The following is a 19880-nucleotide window of genomic DNA, read 5'->3' as shown; positions in this document are numbered from 1 at the left end:
ATTTCGACTTATTTGGGAGCAACAGAGCAAATGAGCAAGAACAAGATCATTCAGCAGCTTGAAGCTGAACAGATGCAGAAAGAAATTCCTTCTTTCGCCCCCGGCGACACTGTTGTCATACAGGTTCGCGTTAAGGAAGGTACCCGTGAGCGTCTGCAGGCGTACGAAGGTGTGGTTATTGGTAAGCGTAACCGCGGCCTGAACTCTGCATTCACTGTACGTAAGATTTCCAACGGTATTGGTGTTGAGCGTTCTTTCCAGACCTACAGCCCGCTGGTTGCCAGTATTGAAGTCAAGCGTCGCGGTGACGTGCGCCAGGCTAAGCTGTACTACCTGCGTGAGCTGAGTGGTAAGGCTGCTCGTATTAAAGAAAAGCTCGGCTAATCTTCACCTACTGCCTGGCGACAAAACGACGAGAAAAAGGCGACCGAAAGGTCGCCTTTTTTATGGTTCAGAATTTATAGGCCAGGATTAATGCGAAGACGCTGCACTTTCGAGAAGGTTGTCTGTACGTGATTTTTTGTGAACCCGTATGGTGACCAGGGCCATGTTATTGGGTCCCATCAGGCTTTTTAAACTCTCATAGCCTGAGTAAGAGACCCTTTCGTGGGTAAAGGTTGTCCACTGCTTCCCCCAGGGGAGCAGGGTGTTGGGAATCAACAGGCTCTGATTGTTATTTCCGATGCTGCCAGTCTTCTTGTCCGGCATATATCTTTCAAGGCGGAACGCTGTTGTATAGGGTCTGGTGAAGGTCAGTTCACCTTCGGGGCTGGCTTTTATATAAGTGACTTTTTTCCCGTGGGCATTCCTGAACTGCAGATCTTCATGTGGGACCGCCATCCTGCTTTTTTTCAGGATGTAGGCTTTTCCCGGCTGGAGGCCGGAAATGGTTATCAGCGTGTAGTCGTAGGTGCCGCGGGGTAACCCCATTCTGTGGAGCATCTCCCAGTTTTTCAGACTTTCATCCTGGGCCGACTGCAGATAATCGAATTGTGTGAAACTTGGGTTGGGATAAATACTCTGGAAGTTGTTGGTGAAAAACATAAAGACCCTGGTGCCTGCCAGCATATCGCCGGCTTCCAGAGAGGAGAGCAGTTGTTCATCGGCCAGCAGCATTTTTTCCTGCTCCTGAATGCCTTCAAGGAGATGTGGCGGAACAGGGCGGCGCCTTTCCAGAAGCTGGTCTTTGAAATAGGCAGAGGCGCAGGCCGGATAATACTTGTCGTCTTTACCTGTTGTACCTGATTTTAAAAAGCCGCAGTAACGGATAAACCGGGAAAAATTATCAGCAATATTCATTCTGGCAGCTTTATTCTTAATTTTTATGGGGAAATCCTTTTGCCTGATAATGGTGTTTATAAATCCGCCAAGTATCTGTACATCAACCCATTCCTGACTGTTTTCCATTCTGTTGACGGGGCTGGCTGAGAAAATTTCACCGGGATCATCGTACATGGGGGTTCCCTGAAGGTTTTCCCGGGGGTAATAGTCCAGTTCTACATCAAACCCCACGATGGTTTTGTCATGTCTCTGATCCCAGAAGGTAAAGAAGCCCATAAGCTCGGAGTCTTTCTCGGCTTCAGTGTGCAAACATAACTTGAATATTGGAGTATGGCTGAGGTTGTCACAGGACTCCTGATTGTTGCTTTGTGTGCCGGGCCACCAGCTTGAGGTGTAATACCATGCTGAGGCGATAGACAGGCTTGCCAGGGCTGTCAGCGTCGACATGGGATGTTTTTTTATAAAGCGTTTAAAGGTCCGCAGCGGGTGGGCGTTTCTGTTGGGCCTTCCAGGGGCTCTTCTGGCAGCGGCTGCCGCGATAGGCGCAAAGCTTTTTATTTGTGGAGGCGGGTTTTGCTGGTCACCGGTTTTTGGCCTGTTGTCATTTTCTTTTGGTGGAACCGGAGCTGTCAGTTGGGCTATCTGTTGTTTGAGATGTTCTACCTGAGCTATTAGTTTTTGTTGGGATTGCTGGTTATTTTGCTGGGTTTTTTGAAGTTTTTTCTCAAGTTCTTTTTTTTGATCCTCCAGGTCTCTTTTTTCCCGGGCGCGTGACTTACGTTCACGGTGGATATTTTTTTCCGCCTCCTCCTTTTTTTTCCTGTTCTCGTTGGCCGTTGCTAACAGTACCTGTTGATTTTGTTGCTCCTGCTGTAACAAGGCCAGCAATTGTAAATAGTCGGCCTGGATCTGGGTATTAGTGATCTGCATAACCTGAAGTTGCTGGGAGAGATAAATAATAGCCTGATTCTCTTCAGCCAGTTGAAGCTGTGCATTGCCGTCAAGTAATCCGTGGACATCAAATGCTACTTCCTGATTGACTCCGAAAGTCATCATATTCGCCCCAATCTGATTCAGGGTAAGTAGCCAGAATCCCACAGAGGAATCCACCTGAAATCCCCCCAGGGTTTGCATGGCAAGGCTTACCAGATAGTAAATGCACCGGTTCTGGACGTTCTGGTTTAGATCAACTCCAGGGTAGCGCCGTGCGAAAGCCTGAAAATACGCGTGAAGGGCATCAGCAAGATTTTTCTGGCCATGGTCGCTCAGAGCGGGAACGGGGGCCTGTGATGTAGAGTTCTCAGGGGTCGTGGCTTGTATATTCAGTACAGTCTGCTTAAGAGCCTCAAGAATATTTGCCGAAGGACCTGTGTACCCCCCCTGGGCTGCAGCGGAAAAGAACAGACTCAGGAAGGTTGCCAGAAAGGTCAACCTTAAGCTTTTGGATATGTCATGTAAATTGGCCATATCTCTCCCGTTATCCCGGAGAAGCAGAGAATATAAAACCGGGACTATTCAATAGTCAGACAGGGGTATTGAAGAGATGTTCTGCTGAGGGGGTATAAAGGTTAAACAAACTAACAGCGTTGTGAAGAAGAAAAAATCGTAGAGCTGATTTCTGTCTATACTCTGGCCTTTTGTCGTGTAAGGAATCTTGTATGTCTTTTTTACATGCCATTAAGGCGGCATTTGTCATGTTGCCTCTGGTTCTGTCAGGAACACAGGCTCTGGCGTTTAGCTGCGCCCAGCCTGCTGACCAGAAAACCGTTACTTTTCATAACAACGGAACCAGCGAGAGGAACTTCTGGTTTGTGGATAACTGCAATAGCCAGCATAAAGCTGGTTCGGGTGATTCCTACTGTGCACTGAAACCGTGGACATCATGCACCATGAATTTTTGCCATGAAGACGGTCATTCAGTCTACGGTATTCTTATCACGGGTGGCGGAGGGCAGGAGTGTTTCAGAAGGGATATTGATCCACATGCTAGTCATGTTGATATTAATGTTAATTTTTGAAAACAGTCTAAAAAGTCATTTATGAGGTCAGGTGTCCCACTATGATTATGGATCATTGCCGCCGTTATCTCCGGGGACACTTATCTCCGGGGCACTTTATCAATTTTACAAAGGCGCCTGTTGTGATTCAGTCATGCAAATGTTTTTTCCATGTCTATCCATAACTAACTGTCTGAAAGATACCTTGAACCTTTTCTGGTTGCCACAGCGCAGGGCAAACGATTGTACCTTTAGTCTATTGCTCAGGAGACAACTACAAAATGGCCAGTTCTTTCAGTCTGAGTTTTATTAACAGATATAAATAAACGACGTTATTCAAATATCGAATAATAAAAACAAAATCAGCGTCTAAACTTCTCTCTGTCTGTTTGAACACGAGTTATGCTGAGTCCTTTCCCCATGCGTTCTGTATATTGCGTTGCTACTCATTCGGTTTGGTATAAAAGTACAGGGGGGAGGCCGTGTAGCCGGGCAAGCGTACTGGGTATGCTGCTCTGGCCTCTGGCCGTTCTCTCTTCTCCCCCGCCGGTACCACCGGAAATTGCGAACATGAGTATTCCTCCTTCTCCTTTTGCAACACTGGTGTTGTCGAATGAGGGGGCGTTCGATGCTCATCTGGAGTATGTCGATATTGTATCCGGTCAGCGGATAGGATGTCTGGCAAGATCCCCCCAGGGTTGTCTGTATACAAATGTTGCTCCAGGAAGTGGAGTGGTCGCGTGGGCCGGTTGTGGCATTAACCCACCTTCATGTCATGGCAACACGAACATGCCCTCCGTGAGCTGGGGAAAATCCGGACACGGTGATCAGAACATTGTCTTCAACAACAGGCTTGACGTGGTCTTTAAGGCGAGCGGGCTATGTGGTAGCAGCGCAAATATCAGTTTTGACAGCCAATTTAAAATGCAGAATCAGACTTGCCAGAATTAGTAAAGTCAGGGAATACCCAGGTTGATCGTGCAGGCCGAACTATTAAGCTTCGGAAGTACCAAGGCAGATTATTTATGGTATGGCGTTACATTCTTCCTTGCTTGTTGATGCTCCCGATCTGTCAGCAAGCCCATGCAGTGACTGTACAGTCACGGATTAATGAGAACTATTTACTCTACGGGCAGGTGTCTTTTCTCAATCTTGGTTTTTATCAGGCCGGTGTGACTATTTATGATCCGTCCACCCGTCAGTCAATTGAGTGCAGCCGGCCTCAAGGTCAGGCCTGCTCGCTTCTTAAGGCTCCTCCAGGGGCTCAGGTGGTAGTTTGGGCCAGCTGTGTCGTGGGTAGCGCCAAAACACACTGGTGCAAGGGCAGAATGGCAAGCCTTGCATTAAGTAATGGAGAAAAATATGAAGAAGCCACCATGGATGTGAATGGTTACTTTAGCGGTTCATGTCTTAATGTTTCTTTCAGTAGTTTCAGCCGTTACCTCGAAGGCTATAACTGTAACTTTTAAGATTGGCTCATTTGAGCCGGTTCAGCGGAGATTGTGATGCTGTGCTGGTATTCTATCGTCGTTTTTCGATATCTTTGGCTACGATGCAGGCAGAATCAGATGCGCTTCATGTTCATTGCAGTTACTGTCTGGGGTCTTGCCGCAGGCAATGCAGGCAATATTGTGGCCTCGCCCTCGCCCTCGCCCTCTACCGCGCAAGCACTGAATATATATACTGTTGATGGCACGTTACAGGCCACAGCCTTTCACTGTTATAACGCATTTCCAGAAGGCTTCGACCAAAAGTGTTTTCATGCCTGCATGTCTGTACTGAAAGCAAAAAAAAACACAAATAATGTCACAACCTATATAAGCAACACTGACACTCACAGCTTACCTGCCCATTGCAACTGCAGTGGATATGCCAGCTTTTCTTCCGAGCAACCGGCATTCCCTGGGAAAGACTGGGGTCCCATGTCCCAGTATGCAGGGCATTTCGTGGATAGCACATCTGATTGGCGAAATATGAAGATGATAGTCTTTTATCCGCAGGATATTTCGCTCAATACCCCCTTTATGATACCTCGACATATCAACATGGCCTATTACGGCAGCCCGCAGCAGATCGCCAGGGGCAGCCCCGATTGCATCTGGAGGTACGCTGTTACCGATGGCTGTGTTTTTGGCCTTCCGGGGCAGCACTCAGGTTCCTGTCCTTAGTTGAGAATTGTCATGTTCCATCATCATTGCCCCTTCAGATTCATATACCCATTCTGTTTTTTGTGGGGAGCCATATCTCAGGTATTCTTTCCTTCTTCCGCCACGGCCAGTCATTTCAATGTAAAAATGCGGGCACAAGAAACGGCCGGGGAGGAAGAGAATGATGTATTCGTGCTCACTAATGGCAGTGCAGCCAAAAGCTACTGGACACCGGAAAAAATGAGAAATGCTCAACCTCTGGATCAGTCCGTCTCCCTCCAAAAAATTACCCGCAGAAGTCCCTTCACCCCGCCGGGGCCAAGTGAGTCAATTGAAAGCTCAGGCTGGACACCACCCCCAGGCTTCCAGCCAGATGCTGTAGCGACAGAAGGTCAGATTTTCAAGCCCAATGTCAAACATTATCCTTTTTCCGCCGGCGGTAGGATTTTTTTTACGAACAATGGAAAAGACACTAGTTGCAGCGCGCAATATGTCGGGTCCTCCCGTGTTGTGATGACGGCGGCCCATTGTTTGCGCAGTGCAGATGGGACCTGGTCTGACAACATTGTTTTTCAGCAGCAGTATGAAAATGGACGGGGCATCCCTGTCGACTGGTTGTGTCTTTCCATGTGGTCTGGATGGAAATACTACAATGGTAGATTGACCTACAATTCAGTTGGCTGGGACTATGCCTTTCTTTATATGGCAGAAGATTCCCATGGTGGTTTTCTTGGACTAAAAACCGAGCTTCCCGACAGGTCCGTCATCAATATTGGTTATCCGGGCAATACCTTTCAGGGTAATGCGATGTCTGCTGTACAGGGGACAACATCTGTTGTGGCATTCGGTCTTAGTTCAGATGACAGTTCAGGAGGTGCCGTAATGCGTAACAATCCAACGACTGCCGGAGGTAGCGGTGGAGCCTGGATTGGTGAATACACCCAGAGCAGCAGGGGTGGAAACTTTGCAGTTGGCGTATTTTCATCATACGATAATTACATAGGTGCGCGGTCAGTTTTTTCCCCTTGGCTTGATGAGAAAACCATGGAGCTATTTCACTTCGTTAACAGTCGTCGTTGCCTGCTTTCTGAATGAGAGTCTGCTGCTCAGAGTCGTTTATAATAATCCTTGTAAAGACACCTGTTGTGATTCAACCATGCAAATTCGAACGGCTGCATTCAGACGCTTCTAAGGTTGGGGGGAAACTCCAGTAGTTTCTGGAGAAGCCGCTGGCGATAGTGAGATCTGTCATCCATTTTGGAATGATAACGGAATGCCCTGTATATCTGGCTGCCTGTTCCTGTCACACCAAAGCGCAGACCGTCAATGTTCTCGTTATTGATAACCTTGTCGAAATCACCGCCTTCATTGTGAATGGCACCAGCGTTAAAGATGGCTACTGAATCAGAACGGAATGTCTGGTGAACGCTTTCTGAACAAACAGGTTTTATCCCGACTGGCTCTGTAGAGCACAATAAACGCTGATTGATGGAAGGTTGTAAGAATGACTGGAGTGAGGAATGTCATCGGTGGCTGATATGGAGAACAGGGCTTCCCCCGAACTTTCTGAATATCTCGAGTTCCTGTGGCTGGAGAAAGGATTAAGTGAGAACAGTCGACAGGCTTACCGTCGTGACCTTGCCCAGCTTGCCAGTTGGCAACAGTCCCGCGGTGAAAATGAAAACCTGTTATCCATGACCCAGAAGGATTTGAGTGATTTTCTGGCTTGGCGGCTAAAGCAGGAATACAGTGCCCATTCTTCGGCCCGTATGTTGTCATCGGTCAGGGGATTTTATCGCTGGCTGTACCGGTTGGAGCGCATTGATACAAATCCGGCCCTGCTTGTGGAGTCACCTCGGCAGGGGAGGCGGTTACCGAAAACCCTGACAGAAGGCGATGTCGATGCTTTACTGGCAGTTCCAGATTTGAGAACGCCTCTCGGGCTGCGGGACAGGGCCATGTTGGAGCTGCTTTATGCCTGCGGGCTGCGGGTATCTGAACTGGTGGAGCTGGACGTATCCAGGGTGAATCTGCGTCAGAGTGTGGTGCGTATCTCCGGCAAGGGTGGTAAAGAGCGACTGGTTCCCATGGGTGAGGCTGCGGCCGAGTGGCTGCAGCGTTACCTTAATGAAGCCCGGAGTCATTTTTTGAAAGGGGCTGTCAGTGACGTTATGTTTCCGGGGCGTGACGCAAAGCCCATAACCCGTCAGACGTTTTGGCACAGGATTAAAAAATATGCGGTGATGGCCGACATTCACAAACCCCTGTCTCCCCATGTGCTGCGGCATGCTTTTGCTACACACTTGCTGAACAATGGAGCGGATTTACGGGCTGTACAGCTATTGCTTGGACATAGTGACCTGTCGACCACTCAAATCTATACTCATGTCGCCCGACAACGGCTGAAGCAGCTCCATGAGCAGCATCACCCCAGGGGATGATGGAGAAAATAGCGAATTTATGGCAGAGGAATTTACGGTAAAGGGTTTTGCGAGAATTACAGGGTTAGCTAAAAAGAGAGAGTTACAGGGTTAGCTAAAAAGAGAGCTACAGATGCTCCGGTAGGCTTTGCCCTGCTATTGTTAACAAAAATTATTCCGGCGCAAAAAATGAGGTTGCCAATGAACAACAGAACATGGCTGGGGGCACTGGTGCTTTCGGTAATTATGGTATCAGGTATCAGCCAGGCTGAAGAAACCAGGGCAGCGTCAGGCAAGCCTGAGGTGGCCAAAACGGTGGGTCCGACTGAGAAGAACATTCAGGCGGGGCTGACGGCTATCAACGAATCTCTGAAGGTGGAATCAGTCCGGGAAACCCCGGTTGCCGGTGTGTATCAGGTGGTTCTTAAATCCGGTGAACTGCTGAATATGTCCGGGGATGGTAAATATATTTTCAGCGGTGACCTGATGGCTATCCAGGAAGATGGTCTGAATAACCTCAGTGAGAAGATTCGTGAAGAACTGGTGAGAAAGCGGCTGGCGGCTCTTGATTCAAAGGATATGGTTGTTTTCCCGGCCAAAGGAGAACGCAGGGCCATTATGTATGTGTTTACGGATGTTGATTGCGGATATTGCCGCAAGCTGCACCAGGAAGTTCCTGAACTGAATGACAACGGGGTAGAGGTGCGTTATCTGGCATTCCCCCGTGGCGGCCAGAAGGCACCAGCCTACGCCAAGATGGTTACGGCCTGGTGTTCCAAGGACAGAAAATCTGCCATGAACACCCTGAAGAGCGGTGGCTCTCTTGAGCCTTTGACCTGTGATAATCCGGTTCTTGCCCAGTTTGAACTGGGAAGCAGCCTTGGAGTGCGTGGAACCCCCGCGATCTACCTTGAAGATGGTCGCAGTATTCCCGGTTACCAGCCTGCCCCTGCCCTTTTGAAGCTGATGGGTTTATAAATATTTTCAACACCAGAATTGTGCTTTTAGCGCAGTTCTGGTGCTGAAACATCCTTTCTCCCTGTTCCTCCTTCCCAGAATCTTTTTCTCCCTGTCTGTCGGGCTATTGTGGTAGCGAGGCTGACGTTATAATCTTTTCCCATCTTTATGTATCCGGTGGAAAAATTCTTAAGAATGCCGGTTCAGCAATAATAAATTCTGGCCAGAGGTGGGGTGTCACTTGAAGTCTGTCAATGTAGGGGTCTGCGGACTGGGAACTGTCGGCAGTGGTACGGTCAATGTTTTACGACGCAATGCTGCTATTTTAAGCAATCGCACTGAACGGGAACTGCGTGTTGTCCAGATTGGTGCCCGTCGGCCCAACCCAGCCTGTGATACCACCGGTATTCCGGTGACCGATGATATTTTTGCCGTCGCTACCAACCCCGAGATTGATATCCTGGTCGAGCTGATTGGTGGTTATGATGTTGCCCTCAAACTGGTGATGACTGCCATTGAAAATGGCAAGCATGTTGTTACGGCTAACAAGGCCTTGATTGCCATACATGGCAATGAGATCTTTGCCATGGCCCGCAAGAAGAATGTTATTGTCGCCTATGAAGCGGGTGTTGCCGGTGGTATTCCCGTAATCAAGTCCCTGCGTGAGGGTCTGGTTGCCAACCGTATTAACTGGCTGGCGGGTATTATTAACGGCACCGGTAACTTTATTCTTACGGAGATGAAAGAGAAGGACATCCCCTTTTCTGATGTACTGAAACAGGCTCAGGAGCTGGGTTATGCGGAAGCAGACCCGACCTTTGATGTGGAAGGTATTGATGCTGCCCATAAACTGGCTATTCTTGCGGCAAATGCTTTTGGTACGCCTCTGCAGTTTGATAAAACCTTTACCGAAGGTATCAGCAAGGTCACTCCGGATGATCTCCGGTACGCTGAAGAGTTGGGTTATCGCATCAAACATCTTGGTATTGCAAGAAGAACAGAGCAGGGAGTTGAGCTACGGGTACACCCCACGCTGGTTCCGGAAACCCACCTGCTGGCCAGCGTCAATGGTGTCATGAACTCTGTGCTGGTGGATGGTGATGCCGTTGGCCAGACCCTCTATTACGGTGCTGGCGCGGGTAGTGAACCCACAGCCTCTGCTGTTGTGGCGGATATAGCCGACATTGCCCGTTTGATTGATGCGCCGGAAGTGGCTGTAGCACCTCTTTCGGCCATCGATGGCGGAGAGGATGTACCGGTGCTGCCTATTGGTGATGTGGTTGCCGCGGCCTATCTGCGCATTCGGGCAAAAGACCATCCCGGCGTGCTGATGAAAGTGACAGAGGCACTCGGCCACTACGGCATTAACATTGATGCTCTGTTGCAGAAAGAAGCTCGTGGGGAAGATGGTATTGCAGATATCGTTCTGCTGACCCACGAAGCCAGAGAATCTTCTTTGCTGAATGCTCTGGGTGAACTTGAGAAACTGAATGATGTTTCCGGGCCTGTCACCCATATCCGTGCCGAACACCTGAATTAATAAAAGGCGGGAGAAATAATGAAATATATCAGTACCCGCGGGCAAGCCCCGACACTGGGTTTTGAAGATGTGATGTTGACTGGCCTGGCCAGTGATGGCGGCCTTTATATTCCGGAATCACTGCCCCGTTTCAGCCATGAAGATATGGTGCGTCTGGCAAAGCTGGACTACGCCGAGCTGGCCATTGAGGTTATCCGCCCGTTCGTGGCTGATTTTCTGGAAGAAGATCAGCTTCAGAAAGTGATTAATGACACTTACGGTGCTTTCCGTCACAAAGCTGTCGCGCCCCTGATTCAGCTGGATACTAACGAGTGGGTGATGGAACTGTTCCATGGACCGACCCTGGCTTTCAAAGACTTTGCCCTGCAGTTGCTGGGCCGTCTGCTGGATGAAGCTCTGAGCCGCCGTGGTGAAAAGGCGGTAATTCTGGGAGCCACGTCCGGTGATACAGGTTCTGCGGCTATTGAAGGTTGCCGGGCCTGTGAGTATGTGGATATTTTTATCATGCATCCCCATAACCGGGTGTCGGCAGTTCAGCGTCGTCAGATGACGACAGTACTGGCTGAAAATGTCCATAATATTGCCATTGAAGGTACCTTCGATGACTGCCAGGCGATGGTAAAAGCCAGCTTTGCGGATCAAAGTTTCCTGGAAGGCAAACGTCGTCTGGTGGCGGTCAACTCTATTAACTGGGCCCGTATCATGGCTCAGGTTGTTTACTACTTCCATGCTGCTCTTTCATTGGGAGCACCGGATAAAGAGGTTTCCTTCTCAGTACCCACAGGTAATTTCGGTGATATTTTCGCCGGTTATATTGCCAAAGGTATGGGGCTGCCGGTGAAGCAGCTGATTGTGGCTACCAATCAGAATGATATTCTGCACCGCTTCTTTGCTGATAACGATTACAGTAAAGGCCCGCTGGAGCCGACTCTTTCTCCCAGTATGGATATTATGGTGTCCAGTAACTTTGAACGTCTTCTGTTTGATATCCATGACCGGAATGGCGAAAAACTCCGTGCTGTTATGGAGGCTTTTGATAAGAGCGGAGCAATTTCCATTAATAATGCAGCCATGGCTTCTGTCCGTGAATTGTTCCGTAGTGACCGTTCTTCTGATGAAGAAGTTGTCTCGGTGATTAAACAGGTGTCTGACCAGTGCGGTGGTTATCTGCTTGATCCTCACTCTGCGATTGGCGTTAAGGCTGCGCGGGCATGCCGGACCGATAAGAGCGTGCCAGTTGTGACACTGGCGACAGCGCACCCGGTGAAGTTCCCGGAATCCGTTGTCCGGGCGGGGCTTGACGAGCCGGTTTTACCCCAGTGGCTGGCTGATCTCCATGAGCGCCCGGAACAGTATGAGATTTTGGATAATGATATAGGCGAGGTTCATAATCATATCCGTTCAGTGCTTGGGCTGTAAAAGACCGAGGAACTGGTTTGACAGATTGAAAAACGCAGGTTTTCAAACCTGCGTTTTTTTTCACCCGATAAATTGGGAAATGCCCGTCAGCAAGGGCATAGAGCAGCTTTAAGTGGTCGCGTTAAATTTATTTCCCATGTATGGACGCGTGCCAGTCATTAATCGGAGAATCTGGCGAAGTCTTTTAAGTAGCCTTTCAAGGCTCGACCAAATTATGTTCAATGGCATATCTGATCAGTCCCGCCAAAGTGGAAATCTCCAGTTTCTGCTTAATGTTGTGTCGATGGGCTTCCACAGTACGCACGGAGATTTCCAGCTTTCTGGCGATTCCCTTATTCACATGACCACTTGCCAGTAACTTGAGGACACTCTCTTCCCTGGGTGACAGCCCAGTCACCACCTTCGGTGAACTCTCTGTTACTGTCTTTTCATTAAAAAGAATGCCCGAGACTCCTGAGCTGAAATAAGTACCGCCGTGATAAACAGTCTGTACTGCCAAAGCGATCTCTTCGGCAGCCACATCCTTCAGCACATAACCGGCAACGCCGGCCTGTACCATTTTCAGCATATACTCCCGGTCCGCGTGCATGGTCAGAATCAACACTTTGATCTCCGGCATCTTTTTACGGAACTCAATAGCGGTTTCTAATCCTCCCAAAACAGGCATGGAAATATCCAGCAGCACCACATCCGGGCGCACTTCTGCGGCCTGATTCAGGGCTTCACGACCATTGGCCACATCAGCAACCACCGACAGGCCCCCTTCACCATCCAGGCTGGCCTTGAGTCCTTCCCGCACCATGGGGTGGTCATCAGCCAGCAGTACCCGAATCGTATCGCTCATCAGGCCACCTCGCTAATAGAGTTGAGATAAAAAACAGCTTCAATCATTGTTCCACTTCCGCCTTGAGCCCCTGAGAGATAAATCGGGCTGTCCACACTAAACCGGCCGCCCAGCAGTTCGGTACGCTCACGCATATTGGTTAATCCGATACCCGCTTCGACCTGCTCAACGGTAAAACCACGACCATCGTCTTTCAATTGCAGTTCGACAATTTCGTTATGCCGGGAGCGAATACGCAGATCGACCCGCCTGGCATTGGCATGGCGCTCAATATTGGTCAGGGCTTCCTGGACAATCCGGTACAGGGTGATTTCAACAATATCCGGTAGCCGGTGGTCCGGCAGGCTGACCCTGCAGCTCACTTCAATGCCCCGACTCTCGGCCAGATCCTCAAGCATCATTTTCAGGGCCGCTTCCAGCCCCAGATCATCCAGAACAATGGGTCGCAGGTTATGGGATACGCGACGAACCTCTTGTATCGCATGATCAATAATGTCCGAGGTTTTCTTCAGATGCTCCCGGGCCAGGTTTTCATCCTGCTCCCATTTCTTTTTCACCAGCCCCAGTCTCAGTTTGGCGGAAACCATCATCTGGTTTATGCCGTCATGGAGCTCCCTTGCAAATACCCGTCGCTGATGCACCTGCAACTGCAGCGAGCGCTGGGTCATTTCCTTGAGTTTTTTATCCGCCAGCTGGGACTGATGAATATTAATGGCCAGGCCAAGAAAGATAATCAACACCACGGTGCCGGAGATAATCATCACCACGGTAAAAAAGGTTTTGTGGATATTCTCCTTCACGCCCTTACGAATGGCGGCAACCTCATCGGCAATATCATCCACATAGAGCCCGGTACCCATCATCCAGCCCAGCTGGGGAATGGTCACCACATAACTGAGTTTATCCTCCTGTCCGTTTTCAGAAGGTTTGCGCCATTTATAACGGGAAAAGCCGCCTCCCTGGGCAGCTTTACTGAGCAGGTCTCGGATCAGGTATTTGCCGTCGCTGTCCCGAAAGTCCACCAGGTTCTGGTCCACCAACTCTGGCTGCACCGGATGCACAAGATTCACACCTTCGGGGGTATAGGCGAAATAGTAACCATCGTCACCATAGGAGAGAGAGTCGATAATATCCTTGACCTCCTGCTCCACCTCGGCACGATTGCGCCCCTGCTCCAGGCCAGCCAGGGAGGGGGAGATAGCCCCCAGCCCGAGTGCCACATAGTGCTGCAGCTGCTCACGCTTGGAGTTCATCAGGTTTTTTTCGAACGTTGAAATTTCCCTATCGGAGAGTTCTCTGACCTGCCGCTGATTAACGACAGTGATTGCTACAGAGATAAAGATAAGTGGAAGAATTGTCAGCGATAGTATTTTGGTTTTTAGAGACACTGCAAAAAACGTTCTGACTGTCATTGCTGCCGAGCTTATCCCTGATACAGCGCAGGTGCAAACAGTGGCCTGTTTACACCTGCAAAATGGACGTTTTCCCCCCGTAGGCTGCCTGGATAAAATCTAGGTCAGTCCGTAGAACCCGGGGAACAACAGAATGGAGAGCACCACGGCCACCTGCATGATAATAAAAGGCACCACACCTTTATAAATATCGACCGTTTTCACCCCTGCCGGTGCCACTCCTTTCAGATAGAACAGGCTGAACCCGAATGGCGGAGTCAGGAAGGAAGTCTGCAGGTTCATGGCGATCAGAATGGCGAACCATACCGGCGCAATACCCAGAGCATCGGCCACGGGTGCCAGAATGGGCACGATGATGAAGCTGATCTCGACAAAGTCGATAAAGAAACCCAGCACCATAATCGCAAGCATGGAGAGCAGCAGGAACCCGGTGGCACCTCCGGGCAGACCAGAAAGAATCTCTTCGACAATGTAATCACCGCCGGTATAGGTAAAGGCCATGGAGAACGCAGTCGCCCCCAGCAGAATGGCAAACACCATCGCAGAGACTTTTACAGTCTCCTGAGCGGATTCAAACACCATCTTCCAGCTGAACTGCTTGTAGATAGCCGCCAGCACCAGAGCACCAATGCCGCCCAGGGCAGACGACTCCGTAGGTGTAGCAATACCGGCGAAGATAGAGCCCAGCACCACCAGAATCAGTGCCAGCGGGGGAACAATGGCTTTCAGAGCCTTGAGTACCTGCTCTCTCTTGTCGGCAACATCCTCATCCATAGGCAGAGCGGGAGCCGCTTCCGGCTTCCACCAGGTGTAAATCAGGATATAAACGACATAGGCACCGATCAGCACAAAGCCAGGGCCAACCGCAGCTTGAAACAGATCACCCACTGGAATACCCAGCACATCGCCAAGAATAATCAGCACGATGGAGGGAGGAATAATCTGCCCGAGAGTACCAGACGCACAAATAGTGCCGCAGGCCAGAGACTTGTCGTAGTTGTACTTCAGCATCACCGGCAGGGAGATCAGGCCCATGGCCACTACCGAGGCACCAACCACGCCAGTTGAAGCCGCCAGCAGTGCCCCTACCAGTACGGTAGAGATGGCCAGACCACCACGGACACCGCCAAACAGCTTGCCCATGGACTCCAGCAGCTGCTCCGCCAGACGGGTCTTCTGCAGCACAATACCCATAAAGATAAACAGTGGCACCGCCATCAGCACTACGTTTTCCATAATGCTTTGAATGCGGAACGGCATAAAGGCGAACATCTCCGCCCCTTCGGCCCAGACACCAAAGATCAAGGCGACACCGCCAAAGGTAAACGCCACCGGGAAGCCAAACAGCAGCATCACCAGGGCGGCAAAAAACATCACAATACCAATCATTGATTCAACCCCGGTTGTCAGTGTTGTGGTGGGGTGTAATCGTCATCATGACGCAGGCCGCTGAGGATATTGATGCTTTTCAGCATCAGGCCCAGGCCGCTGATGGCGATTGAGAAAAACGCGAAGGGAATCACTGCCTTGATAATCCAGCGATGGGGCAAACCACCGGGATCGCCGGACATCTCGCCCAGCTCATAGGCTTCCCGGGCAAAACCGATGCCGTAATAACCCACCAGAAGCGCAAAGGGCAGCAACAGCAGCAGAGAACCCAGAATATCGATAATCGCCTTGGTCCTGGGGGACAGGCGTTCGTAAATCAGATCAACACGAACATGGCCACCGGCCCGCAGGGTATAAGGCACACCCAGCATGAACATGGCCGAAAACAGGTGCCACTCCAGCTCCTGCATGCCGATAGATACATCGTTAAACACATAACGGGCGACAACGTCGTAGAACACGTTAAACAGCATCAGCACAAACAGCACTGCTGCAATCTTGCCCAGCAGGTCGGAGAAACGGTTCACCAGATTTTCCAGCTGCACCAGAATCATCAGATCACCTCACAGGAAATCAACAGACAGGCCAGGCAGCGAGGCTGCCTGACCGGCGACGGGTTTTATTCAGCTGAGAGGCTGTTGAGGTAGGCTTTGTCGGAGATATCGGTCCAGCGACGTACTTTCTTCATGTACGCAGCCTGGGATTCCAGAATCTCTTTAGCGACAGGGTCAGAGGCAGCTTTCTCTTCCAGCAGCTCATCGTTGGCCTTACGCATGGCGTTGATCACTTCCGCGGGGAAGGTCTTGATCTGAATATTGGGGAATTCATTCAGCATTTTCTCCCAGTTCACAGCGGAAGCATCGTAAGACTGAATGTACATGTCGTAAGACGCAGTACGCATAGCGACACGCAGGATCTCCTGCAGGTCCGCAGGCAGACGGTCCCAGACACGCTTATTCACCAGGAACTGCAGCTCAGTGGCAGGTTCATGCCAGCCGGTGTAGTAGAAGGGGGCGATCTTGTGGAAGCCCATACGCAGGTCCAGAGACGGGCCTACCCACTCCAGTGCGTCGATAGTGCGACGTTCCAGGGCGGTGTACAGCTCACCGGCAGGAATGTTGGTGGGCTTGGCACCCAGCTTGGCCAGCACTTCACCGGCGAAACCGGGAATACGCATCTTCAGGCCCTTCAGATCGTCCAGGGTGTTGATTTCCTTCTGGAACCAGCCGCCCATCTGGTTACCGGTGTTACCACCGGGGAAGCTCAGCAGATTGTACTTACTGTACACCTTGTTCATCAGCTCCAGACCACCGCCGTGGTAGAACCAGCCGTACTGCTCAGGAGTGGTCATACCGAAAGGCATAGTGGTGAAGTACAGAGTGTTGGCAACCTTGCCCTTCCAGTAGTAAGAGGCGGAGTGGCCCATATCGTACTGGCCGGAACGCACCATATCGAAGATGCCCAGGGGAGCCTTATGCTTGTTCTTGGAGTCGATGGTGATCTTCAGACGGCCATTGGACATCTTCTCGGCCATTGCAGCCATATTGCGGGGAGCATCACCAAACACAGGAAAGTTAGTAGGCCAGGTTTCCGCCATCTTCAGGCGGTAGACTTTCTCAGCGGCTTGAGCCGAGCCTGCCATCGCCATCACACAGGCGGCAGTGGCCATCAGCTTTTTTGTTATAGAGAGTTTTGCTAGAGAGAGCTTCATTATTGTTTTCCGTTGCTGCGGTTATTGCTCTCAAGCCACAACAATCTTTGAAAGATTGCCTGAGAGCTCGTAAACAACATATTGAGACAGCAACCTTCTGGACTCTATTGGTAAGACTTCGGTAGATAACCATAAAACCACCTAGAAATTGCGGATACTACCTATGGTCTATTGAGGTTTTATGGTCGGCTCAGTGGTTCTAAAAGCCGTCATACCCGGAGGGCACAATAGTCCGCTGCGTTAAGTCCGACAGGCCCCCAGAATTATGCATTTCCCGTTTTCCTGTTTCTTCCTGAAAAATCAGTGCTTGCCGGAATGACGGACTATTATAAATGCCGATTGTGAGTCACTGTCGTAAAGATAACCTGGCCATGCCCGAGAGTTTGAAATGGAGGGTTGAAATGAGTGCCTTAACACGATTTTCTGGTATCAGAAACCGGATGGTCTCCAGGTTCATCAAAAGCCTTCTGGGGGGAATGCTGGTAACGTGTTCCCTTCCACTGTTCGCAGATTATGCTGACCGTACCTGGTATGGCAGCATTTATGTCGATTTTTTCGACAGCAATGAAAAACATATAAAAGCCCACTGTAATATGACCATAGGCTTGGTCAAGACCCATGCAGTGAAGCAGAAAAACAAGCCGTATAACTATGCCCTCGATCAACTCAGTGTCACCATAAAGCCATTTGTTTTTAAAGATCTCTGCCCGTTTGACCAGACAATTCATGTGCCCGTCTCAAGCGCAGTCGATCCCCATGACAAGTCCAGTCTCAGGGTATCACTGGGTATACAGCAGGCCGCTGGAGGCAAGCTTGCGCCGGGATTCAGGAAAGCCGTCGCAGACCACGACCAGATTACACTCCATGTCACCCGTGATCCCAAAGTCGAGGATTTTCTTTCCTCTATCAGGGAGGTGACCAGTGAACGTATCATACAAACCTCGATAGACCCTGAAAGCCATAAGCATGCCGGCTCTTATGGTTATAAAATTCACCTCTGGTCGGAATTATCAACGGTCACGATTGCGGAATCCGGCGGCTTGTTTAACTGGAGCCTGAAAGGCTGCCATAACAACCATTCCATCTATGGGGCCTTGTCTGATAAACAATGCCCAGGTGATCAAGCCTGCTGTAAGAGAGAGTCATGTTCTCTTGGCTCTTATACTGATGTTTACAATCTGCCTGCAAATACAACAATGATGGTGATGGCTGATGTCGCTTCAATAGTATATGCCTGGAGAATAAACAATCCGGGCATTTACCATATAGATATGTATGGAGCAATACCCTATTTACATGTCGATATAAACAAAAAGAAATCCGACGGTACCTGGGGCTGGGCCACTCCCGGAGACATTACCCAGTCATGGTTTGAAGGTGATATAAGTGACCATCTGGATGTCCAACGCTGCCAACCCAGGAGCTTTGGTCCATAGGGCCTGCCGGACTTTTTCTCGCTACGGTCGGTTAAGTCCAACAGGCTCCCAGAGTTGTTTATTTCTCTTTTTCCTGTTTCTTTCTGAAAAATCAGTGCTTGCCGGAATGACGGACTATTATAAATGCCGGTTGTGAGTCACTGTCGTAAAGATAACCTGGCCATGCCCGAGAGTTTGAAATGGAGGGTTGAAATGAGCGCCTTAACACGATTTTCCGGTATTAGAAACAGTATCTTCTCTGGGATGTTCTCCAGATTTATGGGAAGCCTCCTGGGGGGAATGCTGGTCATGTGTTCCCTGCCACTGTTCGCCGATTATGCTGACCGTACCTGGTATGGCAGCGTCGATATTGATTTTTTCGACAACAAGGAAAAATATATAAAAGCGCACTGTAATGTGACCATGGATTTCGTCAAGGCTCATACAGTGAAACAGAAAAACAAGCCGGATGTTCACGTTCCCGATCAACTCAGTATCACCATAAAGCCATTTTTTTTTAGAGATGTCTGTCCGTTTGGCCAGACAACTTATGTGCCCGTATCAACCGCAGTCGATCCCCATGACAAGTCCAGTCTCAGAATATCACTGGGTATACAGCAGGTCGCTGGAGACAAGCTTGCTCCGGGGTTCAGGAAAGCCGTCGCAGACCACGACCAGATTACACTCCATGTGAGTCGTGATCCCAAAGTCGATGATTTTCTTTCCTCTGTCAGGGAAGTGACTGCTCAACGGACCATACAAACCACTACAGACCCTCACAGCCATAAGCACACCGGCTCTTATGGTTATAACATTCACCTCTGGTCGGAATTATCAACGGTCACGATTGCGGAGTCCGGCGGCGGGTTTTACTGGAACCTGATAGGTTGCCATAACAATCAAATGATCCACGGGGCGAATGAACTCCATTGTCCACCTGATCTAGCTTGCTGTGCGCCAGATTCATGTGGTCTTGGCTCTTATACTGATGTTCACAATCTACCCACAAATACAACAATGATGGTGAGGTCTATTACCTCTCTTATAACATATGCCTGGAGAATAAACAGGCCAGGCACCTACCATATCGATATGTATGGAGCAATACCCTATTTACGTGTCGATATAAACAAGAAAAAATCCGACGGCACCTGGGGCTGGGCCACTCCCAAAGACGTTACCCAGGAATGGTTTGAAGGTGCTACAGATGAGCGTGTTGATCTCAGAAGCTGTAATGCGAGGAGCTTTGGTCCCTAGTCCGGAGCCTGTCGGCTTTTTTCTCGCTAAGGCCGGTTAAGTTCGACAGGCTTCCAAGATTATTCATTTCTCTTCTTCCTGAACAATAAGT

Annotated in this window: 18 protein-coding genes; 11 read left to right on the top strand and 7 right to left on the bottom strand. The window is 49.9% G+C overall.

Features of this window, described 5'->3' with window-relative positions:
- Window positions 1-30: 30 nt before the first annotated feature.
- Window positions 31-384 (top strand): 50S ribosomal protein L19, encoded by a 354-nt coding sequence (rplS, locus tag ACY2RQ_RS18100; protein WP_490114406.1) that lies wholly within the window; start codon window positions 31-33, stop codon window positions 382-384.
- Between the two features lie 87 nt (window positions 385-471).
- Here rplS and ACY2RQ_RS18095 read toward each other — a convergent pair whose 3' ends face one another.
- A complete protein-coding gene (locus ACY2RQ_RS18095) occupies window positions 472-2748 on the bottom strand; it encodes a hypothetical protein (protein WP_490114405.1) in 2277 nt (758 codons plus the stop codon).
- A 191-nt stretch (window positions 2749-2939) separates the two neighbouring features.
- Here ACY2RQ_RS18095 and ACY2RQ_RS18090 point away from each other — a divergent pair, with 191 nt between their 5' ends.
- From ACY2RQ_RS18090 to ACY2RQ_RS18075, 4 genes are all read left to right on the top strand, one after another.
- Window positions 2940-3299, top strand: a complete 360-nt coding sequence (locus tag ACY2RQ_RS18090; protein WP_490114404.1) for a hypothetical protein — start codon at window positions 2940-2942, stop codon at window positions 3297-3299.
- Window positions 3300-4366: 1067 nt separating this feature from the next.
- Complete coding sequence (locus ACY2RQ_RS18085) at window positions 4367-4747, top strand: hypothetical protein (protein WP_490114403.1); 381 nt, start codon at window positions 4367-4369, stop codon at window positions 4745-4747.
- Between the two features lie 99 nt (window positions 4748-4846).
- The gene (locus tag ACY2RQ_RS18080; RefSeq protein WP_490114402.1) at window positions 4847-5446 is read left to right on the top strand and encodes a hypothetical protein; all 600 of its coding nucleotides are present in this window, start codon (window positions 4847-4849) and stop codon (window positions 5444-5446) included.
- 12 nt (window positions 5447-5458) lie between these two features.
- Window positions 5459-6520, top strand: a complete 1062-nt coding sequence (locus ACY2RQ_RS18075; protein ID WP_490114401.1) for a trypsin-like serine peptidase — start codon at window positions 5459-5461, stop codon at window positions 6518-6520.
- Between the two features lie 83 nt (window positions 6521-6603).
- Here ACY2RQ_RS18075 and ACY2RQ_RS18070 read toward each other — a convergent pair whose 3' ends face one another.
- On the bottom strand, window positions 6604-6900 hold the full coding sequence (locus ACY2RQ_RS18070; RefSeq protein WP_490114400.1) for a hypothetical protein: 297 nt from the start codon (window positions 6898-6900) through the stop codon (window positions 6604-6606).
- 45 nt (window positions 6901-6945) lie between these two features.
- Here ACY2RQ_RS18070 and xerD point away from each other — a divergent pair, with 45 nt between their 5' ends.
- From xerD to thrC, 4 genes are all read left to right on the top strand, one after another.
- Window positions 6946-7866 (top strand): site-specific tyrosine recombinase XerD, encoded by a 921-nt coding sequence (xerD, locus tag ACY2RQ_RS18065; protein WP_490114399.1) that lies wholly within the window; start codon window positions 6946-6948, stop codon window positions 7864-7866.
- A 180-nt stretch (window positions 7867-8046) separates the two neighbouring features.
- Window positions 8047-8823 carry a DsbC family protein gene (locus ACY2RQ_RS18060; protein ID WP_490114398.1) on the top strand — a complete coding sequence of 259 codons (777 nt, stop codon included), beginning with the start codon at window positions 8047-8049 and terminating at the stop codon, window positions 8821-8823.
- 220 nt (window positions 8824-9043) lie between these two features.
- A complete protein-coding gene (locus tag ACY2RQ_RS18055) occupies window positions 9044-10342 on the top strand; it encodes a homoserine dehydrogenase (RefSeq protein ID WP_490114397.1) in 1299 nt (432 codons plus the stop codon).
- A gap of 18 nt (window positions 10343-10360) precedes the next feature.
- A complete protein-coding gene (gene thrC, locus ACY2RQ_RS18050) occupies window positions 10361-11761 on the top strand; it encodes a threonine synthase (RefSeq protein ID WP_490114396.1) in 1401 nt (466 codons plus the stop codon).
- A 196-nt stretch (window positions 11762-11957) separates the two neighbouring features.
- On the opposite strand, the gene ACY2RQ_RS18045 is transcribed toward thrC, so the two are convergent.
- The 5 genes from ACY2RQ_RS18045 to ACY2RQ_RS18025 form a co-directional block, all read right to left on the bottom strand.
- Window positions 11958-12605 carry a response regulator gene (locus tag ACY2RQ_RS18045; protein ID WP_490114395.1) on the bottom strand — a complete coding sequence of 216 codons (648 nt, stop codon included), beginning with the start codon at window positions 12603-12605 and terminating at the stop codon, window positions 11958-11960.
- Window positions 12605-14017, bottom strand: coding sequence for a cache domain-containing protein (locus ACY2RQ_RS18040; RefSeq protein WP_490114394.1), 1413 nt, complete (start codon window positions 14015-14017; stop codon window positions 12605-12607). Before ACY2RQ_RS18040 ends, ACY2RQ_RS18045 begins: the two co-directional genes overlap by 1 nt.
- 99 nt (window positions 14018-14116) lie before the next feature.
- Window positions 14117-15406, bottom strand: coding sequence for a TRAP transporter large permease (locus tag ACY2RQ_RS18035; protein WP_490114393.1), 1290 nt, complete (start codon window positions 15404-15406; stop codon window positions 14117-14119).
- Between the two features lie 17 nt (window positions 15407-15423).
- Window positions 15424-15960: a TRAP transporter small permease subunit gene (locus ACY2RQ_RS18030; RefSeq protein WP_490114392.1), complete on the bottom strand. Its 537-nt coding sequence runs from the start codon at window positions 15958-15960 to the stop codon at window positions 15424-15426.
- Between the two features lie 65 nt (window positions 15961-16025).
- Complete coding sequence (locus ACY2RQ_RS18025; protein ID WP_490114391.1) at window positions 16026-17117, bottom strand: TRAP transporter substrate-binding protein; 1092 nt, start codon at window positions 17115-17117, stop codon at window positions 16026-16028.
- Between the two features lie 332 nt (window positions 17118-17449).
- On the opposite strand from ACY2RQ_RS18025, the gene ACY2RQ_RS18020 reads away from it, so the two are divergent.
- Together ACY2RQ_RS18020 and ACY2RQ_RS18015 are read left to right on the top strand one after the other, a co-directional pair.
- Window positions 17450-18553 carry a hypothetical protein gene (locus tag ACY2RQ_RS18020; RefSeq protein WP_490114390.1) on the top strand — a complete coding sequence of 368 codons (1104 nt, stop codon included), beginning with the start codon at window positions 17450-17452 and terminating at the stop codon, window positions 18551-18553.
- Window positions 18554-18676: 123 nt separating this feature from the next.
- A complete protein-coding gene (locus tag ACY2RQ_RS18015; protein WP_490114389.1) occupies window positions 18677-19789 on the top strand; it encodes a hypothetical protein in 1113 nt (370 codons plus the stop codon).
- The last annotated feature ends 91 nt before the right edge of the window (window positions 19790-19880 follow it).

The organism is Parendozoicomonas sp. 209JJ7-1 (assembly GCF_058147085.1).
The sequence above is the reverse complement of the archived record's forward strand: the minus strand, read 5'-3'. Positions and strand labels throughout refer to the sequence as shown.